The sequence below is a fragment of the Alcaligenes sp. EGD-AK7 genome, assembly GCF_000465875.3.
Taxonomy (GTDB): domain Bacteria; phylum Pseudomonadota; class Gammaproteobacteria; order Burkholderiales; family Burkholderiaceae_B; genus Alcaligenes; species Alcaligenes phenolicus.
Map to the genome: position 1 here is coordinate 91406 of NZ_AVOG02000002.1, position 6214 is coordinate 97619.

The 6214-nt window shown below is 56.2% G+C and carries 4 protein-coding genes and 1 pseudogene; 3 read left to right on the plus strand and 2 right to left on the minus strand.

What is annotated here, in order from left to right; genetic code table 11:
• Positions 1 to 64 precede the first annotated feature (64 nt).
• The 3 genes from N879_RS06530 (at position 65) to N879_RS06540 (ending at position 4866) form a co-directional block, all read left to right on the plus strand.
• Positions 65 to 319, plus strand: coding sequence for a type II toxin-antitoxin system prevent-host-death family antitoxin (locus N879_RS06530; protein ID WP_009454760.1), 255 nt, complete (start codon positions 65 to 67; stop codon positions 317 to 319).
• Between the two features lie 2 nt (positions 320 to 321).
• Complete coding sequence (locus tag N879_RS06535) at positions 322 to 741, plus strand: type II toxin-antitoxin system VapC family toxin (RefSeq protein ID WP_009454759.1); 420 nt, start codon at positions 322 to 324, stop codon at positions 739 to 741.
• Positions 742 to 1563: 822 nt separating this feature from the next.
• Positions 1564 to 4866: an autotransporter outer membrane beta-barrel domain-containing protein gene (locus N879_RS06540; RefSeq protein WP_009454757.1), complete on the plus strand. Its 3303-nt coding sequence runs from the start codon at positions 1564 to 1566 to the stop codon at positions 4864 to 4866.
• Between the two features lie 119 nt (positions 4867 to 4985).
• Here the strand turns inward: N879_RS06540 and N879_RS06545 are convergent, their stop codons facing one another.
• The gene (locus tag N879_RS06545) at positions 4986 to 5588 is read right to left on the minus strand and encodes an N-carbamoylsarcosine amidohydrolase (RefSeq protein WP_009454755.1); all 603 of its coding nucleotides are present in this window, start codon (positions 5586 to 5588) and stop codon (positions 4986 to 4988) included.
• Positions 5589 to 5595: 7 nt separating this feature from the next.
• A pseudogene (locus N879_RS06550) lies at positions 5596 to 6214 on the minus strand (2,5-dihydroxypyridine 5,6-dioxygenase); the annotation flags it as partial.

Below are 6214 nucleotides of genomic sequence, written 5' to 3' on the forward strand. Positions count from 1 at the left end.
AAGAAACCAAGCAACACTCAATGTAGTAACATAACTACATTCAAATACCGCAGGAGGGTGCATCATGACTATCACCACTCTTTCAAGCCGAGAATTCAACCAGGCCACCAGTGAGGCCAAAAAAGCCGCGCGCAATGGTCCCGTCATCATTACCGATCGTGGTCGCCCCTCACACGTGCTAATGACATTCCAGAATTACCTGCAACTGACCGAGCAGCGCCGCAACATTATTGATGAATTGGCCATGTCAGACGATGACGCCGACATCGACTTTGAACCTGCTCATAGCAACATCAACACTCGCCCCGTTGATTTCTGACCATGTACCTTCTGGACACCAACGTCGTCTCCGAAATACGGAAAATGAAATCTGGCAAAGCCGATGCAAATGTCACCGCCTGGATTCACAGCGTCAACGCCGCCACCCTGTACATATCCGTCATTACCGTCCTGGAACTGGAACAAGGCATCCTGAGCAAAGAGCGGGAAGATGCCGCCCAGGGAACCATATTGCGCAATTGGTTTGAAAATCAGGTGCTAGCCGCATTCTCCCAAGCCACCTTGAACATTGATGCAGCGGTAGCACGACAATGTGCCCAATTGCATGTTCCAAACAAGAAGGGCGAACGGGACGCCTTGATCGCGGCAACAGCCCTGGTTCACAACATGACCGTCGTCACGCGCAACACCAAAGACTTCAAAGGTACCCCTGTCACCCTCCTCAACCCGTGGGAAAACTGAGCCGAACAGCTCTCCAAAATCAGCAGCCCCCAGCATCCTCTATTCAGATACCCGGCCACCAGCAAATATCATCTCTTAGCAGCGTCACCATTCCGGCCTGCTCAGTTTCCCAATCCTGGCCTTGGCCGGCAGACTCGCTCCTGACTATCTGACTACTTTCCCCTCCAATTCCCACCCTCCTCGTTTCTTTTCCTCCGCCCCAGTGCCGTTTGGGCTTTAACCAGTGTCACATGTTTTCTTGTGCGGCCCGGGTACGGCTTGGCGGGCGAGTCAGGGCTCTTGCCGCAGGCAGAGTGCTGGGGCGGGATGCAAGGGTCGTGCTGTTTGAGGAGCACGCTTGCGGTTTGTCCGGGGGACAAACCGCGCTCCGAGTTCACGACCCGCCCGCCCCGGCACTCTGACAAGGGAACCCACGCGCAGCGTGGGCAAGGGACCCGCCAAGACAAGCCGTACCCGGGCCCCACAAGAAAACTACCCGCCACCCTCACACAAAGCCCAAACAGCACGTCCAGAAGAAAGCCGCCCAAAAAAAGCGACTCCCCCGGCAACCCCGCAACCCTTTAACCCAAAACTCAAAGCTCAAAGCTCAAAGCTCAAAAGAGCAGATGCACGCCGTTTAAAAACCCCGACCAAGGGTTTAAAACCAACAATATCAATTTGACACATCTGCTATATTTTTCCGACACAGGCCAAGGCACCACCCTTCATCAGCCCTGCCCCGATGCAGCAACAATGAACGCCCCACTCTAATCAAACTGTTTCCTCTACCTCAGGGGCCATCCAGTGCAAACAATATCTCGCGCCTTCAACACCTGCTCAACAATGAAACCAACAAAACTGTGTGCCGCCCTGGCGCTTGTCATTGCCCCACTGTCTGCTCAAGCCCTGGAAGACAGAATCATAGAAAACGCCTCGGGACGCCCCGTCTTTATCGCGCGTTTTTTTGAAATTGGCGATGGTCCGTTCGACAACCAGGGCAATACATCCTACTGGAGCTGGCAAGGTCATGAAGCCTACAAAAACGAGATCGTTGACGGCTTGGGCTATTGGGCTGAAATACTCCAGACCCAAGGTAACAATCCTCCAAGCATCGTCAATATAGGTACGAGTAATGTGTCGGGCAACGCCTACGGTGGCTCACCCGAAGCCAATGACGGCCAAAGTGCGTTAACGCAAATGCAGCAAAATATCTTCGGCCTGACGCCAGCGGCAGGCACGCTGCCATTAGGTGGGCATGGGTTTTTTGGCCTGGGCACAGACGACTACGCAACAAAACCGACGCTTACACAAACACCCCAGACCGGTAAAGACAGCGTACTCCTGACGGCCATTCACGAAGTTGCTCATGGCCTGGGTATCTTAAGCAGCGTAGAAAACAGAGGCGATGACCATGACATACGACCGTATTTCACAAGCCAGCTGAGTAGCTGGACGCAACTGCTAAGGGACGACAACGGTAATCCAGCACAGGCAGGACAGAAAGTTCTATGCAATGGCTGCAACACCTCTTACGACCCTGATGCCTTCGATCTGCGCCAGGACAAGGGTTTCCTGGTCGGTGCCAATATCGAGCAAGTCCTGGCTGGAGGCCTGCAGGGCGTGCCCGTCAAGATATTGGGGGAAAACGGCGACGTAGATGACAACTTCATGAGCCACATCGAACTTCGAAACAGCGTCATGAGCCACCAGAATTTCCGTAACTATTCGGGCTTCATGGAAGCTGAACTGGCCGTCCTGCAAGACCTGGGCTACACCATTGACCGGGCCAACTTCTTCGGGCGCTCGATCTACGGCGATGGCCTGAAACTGGTGAATACACAAGGCTTCTTTGCCCGCAATGCCCAGGGCACCCACTACCTTCCAGGTCAGTACAACCAATCCACTTTAGGCTTGGGCCTGCATATCTATGGCAGCAATAATCAGGTCCGACAAGCCGCTGACCTGCTGGCAGCAGGATCAGGCGGTGCAGGCATACGGGTCGATGGCCAGAACAACACCCTTGTCATCGACCCAGGCGTCAGAATCTACGCAGATGGTTTGAACGGGCGAGGCGTTCAATTTGCCTATGGTCGCGGACACACACTGGTTCATCGCGGCGATATCCAGGCTAGCGGCCCTCAGGGTGTAGGCCTGCGTTTTGATTTTGGCACCAACTCGCTAGGCAACGAGACCGAGCGACGTGGATCCTACATCCGCAGCAGCGAGGGCAGCAATGAAGCCCTGCTCCCCGAACTGAACGGCCCCCTGGTTCAACAAGCCGACATCAGCGGGCGAGTTGCAGGTCAAGAAGCGGCCATCCTGATCTCTGACAATGCCTACGTTGAGCGCATCAACCTGATGCAAGGCGCACAAATTGAAGGCGATATAGTGTCGCATTACGCAGAACGCGACGACAACAACAAGCTGCGTCTGACTACGCTGTCCTTTGGTCAGGCTGCCAACAAGATGGGCCGCAGCATTGATCAGCCCGATGCCACATTCCACTTGAGCTACGCCGGCAACATCACCGGCAAAGACAATCTGGCCCTGTCATTTGACGGCGGCACAACGCAACTGAACGGCACCTTGCAGGTTCACAGCGCCACCATCAAGGAAGCAGCAACCTTGGGCGGGAATGCCAGTTTCGATCTGGCCAGCGGCAATGCTCTGATTAATGCCGGCACCCTGGCGCCCGGCAACTCCGTCGGACGCATCAATGTAAATGGCAACTTCCAACAAACAGCAACAGGCCGCCTGTTAGCCGAATTTGATGGTAAAGGCGGCCATGACACCCTTGCCGTCAGTGGCCATGCTGACTTGGCCGGCACGCTGCAACTGACGCCCGCCGCCGACTGGTATCAAAACGCCTGGTCCGTCGACACAAACTCGTTTGTGGAAGCAGCCAGCTACAGCGGCAGCTTCGGCACCACTCAAATCGCTTCCGTATCACCCACCTTGCAATTTGACGCCGCTCCCTTGGGTAATGAACGCTATCGCTTGTCGGCCACGCGAGCCAACAATGCCTATAGCCAGTATGGCCGCGACGAGAACCAGCAAGAAGCTGGCCAAGCCTTGTTCAAACTAGCCGCCGCTGGGCCAGCATCCGCACAAGGCCTGTTCCAGACGCTCGACTTCTCCGCTACCGACGGTTCACAAATATCCGCCGCCCTGGACCAGATCTCACCGGCAGGCTACAGCGCTGCAATGGCCGGCTCCCTGATGCATGAGCGCTCGATCATGCAAACCGCCCGCCAAGGCCTGAGCCAAAGTATGCTGCGACCCGGTACTGACTGGCAGGGCTACGCCTTGGTATTCGGTGCCAGTGGCGATCAAAACACGCGCGGGTCCATGCTTGGCTACGATGCCAACAGCTATGGCCTGATCGTTGGAGCTGGACGCGCCCTGGAAACGGCCCCCGACTTCGCCGTGGGAGCGCAGCTGGATATTTCAGACCTGTCGGTCAAACCAGATGCCCCTTACTCCGGCAAGAGCAAAGCCACCGCGTTTGGTCTGGCTGCCCATCTGCAATACCGCCCCGGTGCTCGGGAAGGTCTTTTTGCATTCAGCGGGCTGCGCCTGGGTCTGGAACAAGCCGATATGCGCAGACAAATTGCCATTGGAGACTACCAGGCCACGCACTCGTCCGACTGGACAGGACGCAATCTGTCGATTGACGCCGGCACAGGCTACCTGTGGCAGTTGGACCCATCCTTTTCTGTCGGACCCTTTGCCAGCATGAACTATGCCCTGGTGTCCCGCCCATCGGTCGACGAATCTGGCAATGCGGCCACTCGACTTCACCTGGACAGCAAGCGCGTAGACGCCCTGCGCTCCAGCCTGGGGCTGACGGCAGAATGGAAGCGCGCCCTGGCTGATGGCAGCAACTTGGCCGTGAACGTTGACATTGGCTGGAATCACGAATGGCTGGATCGCGACCTGACTCAAGCTGCCCGTTTCGCCATTGCATCCACAGATACGACGTTCAATACCCGCAATAGCGTACTGCCCCGCGACACGATGAGCCTGCGAACTGGCCTGACCTGGCAACGCAGTGAGCGTCTGTCGATTGGCACCAGCATCAGTTCACAGTTCGGCGGCGGGTATTCATCGCTGCAAGGACAGATGAATCTGCGCTGGGCGTTTTAAAAACAGATGGCCTCACACGGACCTGAACAGCAACTATAAAAAAGCCCCCGAGAGTCGTTCGACTCCCAGGGGCACAGGTCCGACAGCCTGCCCCCAAGCGGCAGACTACCGATACTCGATCAAAGTCCGATCAACTTCATCGCTTCTTCACGCGTTGCCACGGTGGCGTACTTCTGACGCATATCGAACAGATTCGCCTCGTGAGGGCCAATCGCACGGTCACCCACGCAATCCGATACCACCAAGGGACGGAAACCCAGTTGCATCGCATCGACCACGCTGGAACGCACACAACCACTGGTCACGGCGCCAGCAACCAGCAGTGTTTGCACACCACGTTGGGTCAACCAAGCGGCCAAAGGCGTACCGAAAAACGCCGAAGGCACGTTCTTGCGAACGATGAACTCACCGGGCACAGGAGCCAGTTCCGGCACGATGTGGCTGTTGTGCGCGTCTTCGGTCAGACCCAGCATGCCGGGCACTTTAATGCTGAAGATGTTGTTATCAGCGCCATCATCGGCATACACGATACGCGTATGCGCCACTGGCCAGCCCTGTTCACGCGCCGTTGCCAACAGCTTCTGTGTGTTCTCGATAGCTTCAGGAATATTGCCGCCACCAAACACGGCAGGATCCGCAAAGCCATTCACCAGATCAATAATCAACAAACCGTAAGGAGCTTTAGGCTCCAGCGTCGACCCAAACCCTTGTTGAGCGTACACCGCTCCTTCATTCGTACTCACCAACGCCTCCGTCCAGTACTTTGCCATCACGCACGACAGCGCGGCCATCCAGGCTGACCGTGCAATTGCGCAAAGGAATATCAATGTGGCATGCGGTTGTGCGCTTGCCGCCAGCTTCATTGTTCGGGCCCAGGGAGAACAGGAAGTTACCCTCGAACGCACGCGCATCCATGCCAATGGTGTTCTCACGCGAGTACAGACCCAAGGTGGACCAGTGAGCGCGTGGCTGCAAACCCCAACCAATGTGGGAAATGGCATAACCTTCGGGATCGTTGAAGGTCTTCATGTATTCGTCCAGCAGCTCGGCTTCGATACCACCTTCAATCTTGGTGGCATAGCCGTTTTCCACGGTCAGAATAATCTGCTCGGTAGAGTATTTCTTCTGTGGCAACAGGATGTCGCCCTTGTCGATCACAATGGTGCCGTTAGTGCCCAGCTCGTTCGGCCAGGTCAGCACAAAACCGCTGGGCCAGTGGTCCCAACGACCGGGCTCATCCACAAAACCGTATTCACGAATCGCCGGGAATTCACCCAGCGGGCAACGCAGGTTCGTGCCGGCAGGAGAGGTAATACTCATTTCCTTGGCGGCCTTGATCAAAGCGGCT

Coding starts and splice junctions, on each gene's coding strand:
- N879_RS06535 (WP_009454759.1), top strand. CDS start 322: ATGTACCTTCTGGACACCAACGTCGTCTCCGAAATACGGAAAATGAAA.
- N879_RS06540 (WP_009454757.1), top strand. CDS start 1,564: ATGAAACCAACAAAACTGTGTGCCGCCCTGGCGCTTGTCATTGCCCCA.
- N879_RS06530 (WP_009454760.1), top strand. CDS start 65: ATGACTATCACCACTCTTTCAAGCCGAGAATTCAACCAGGCCACCAGT.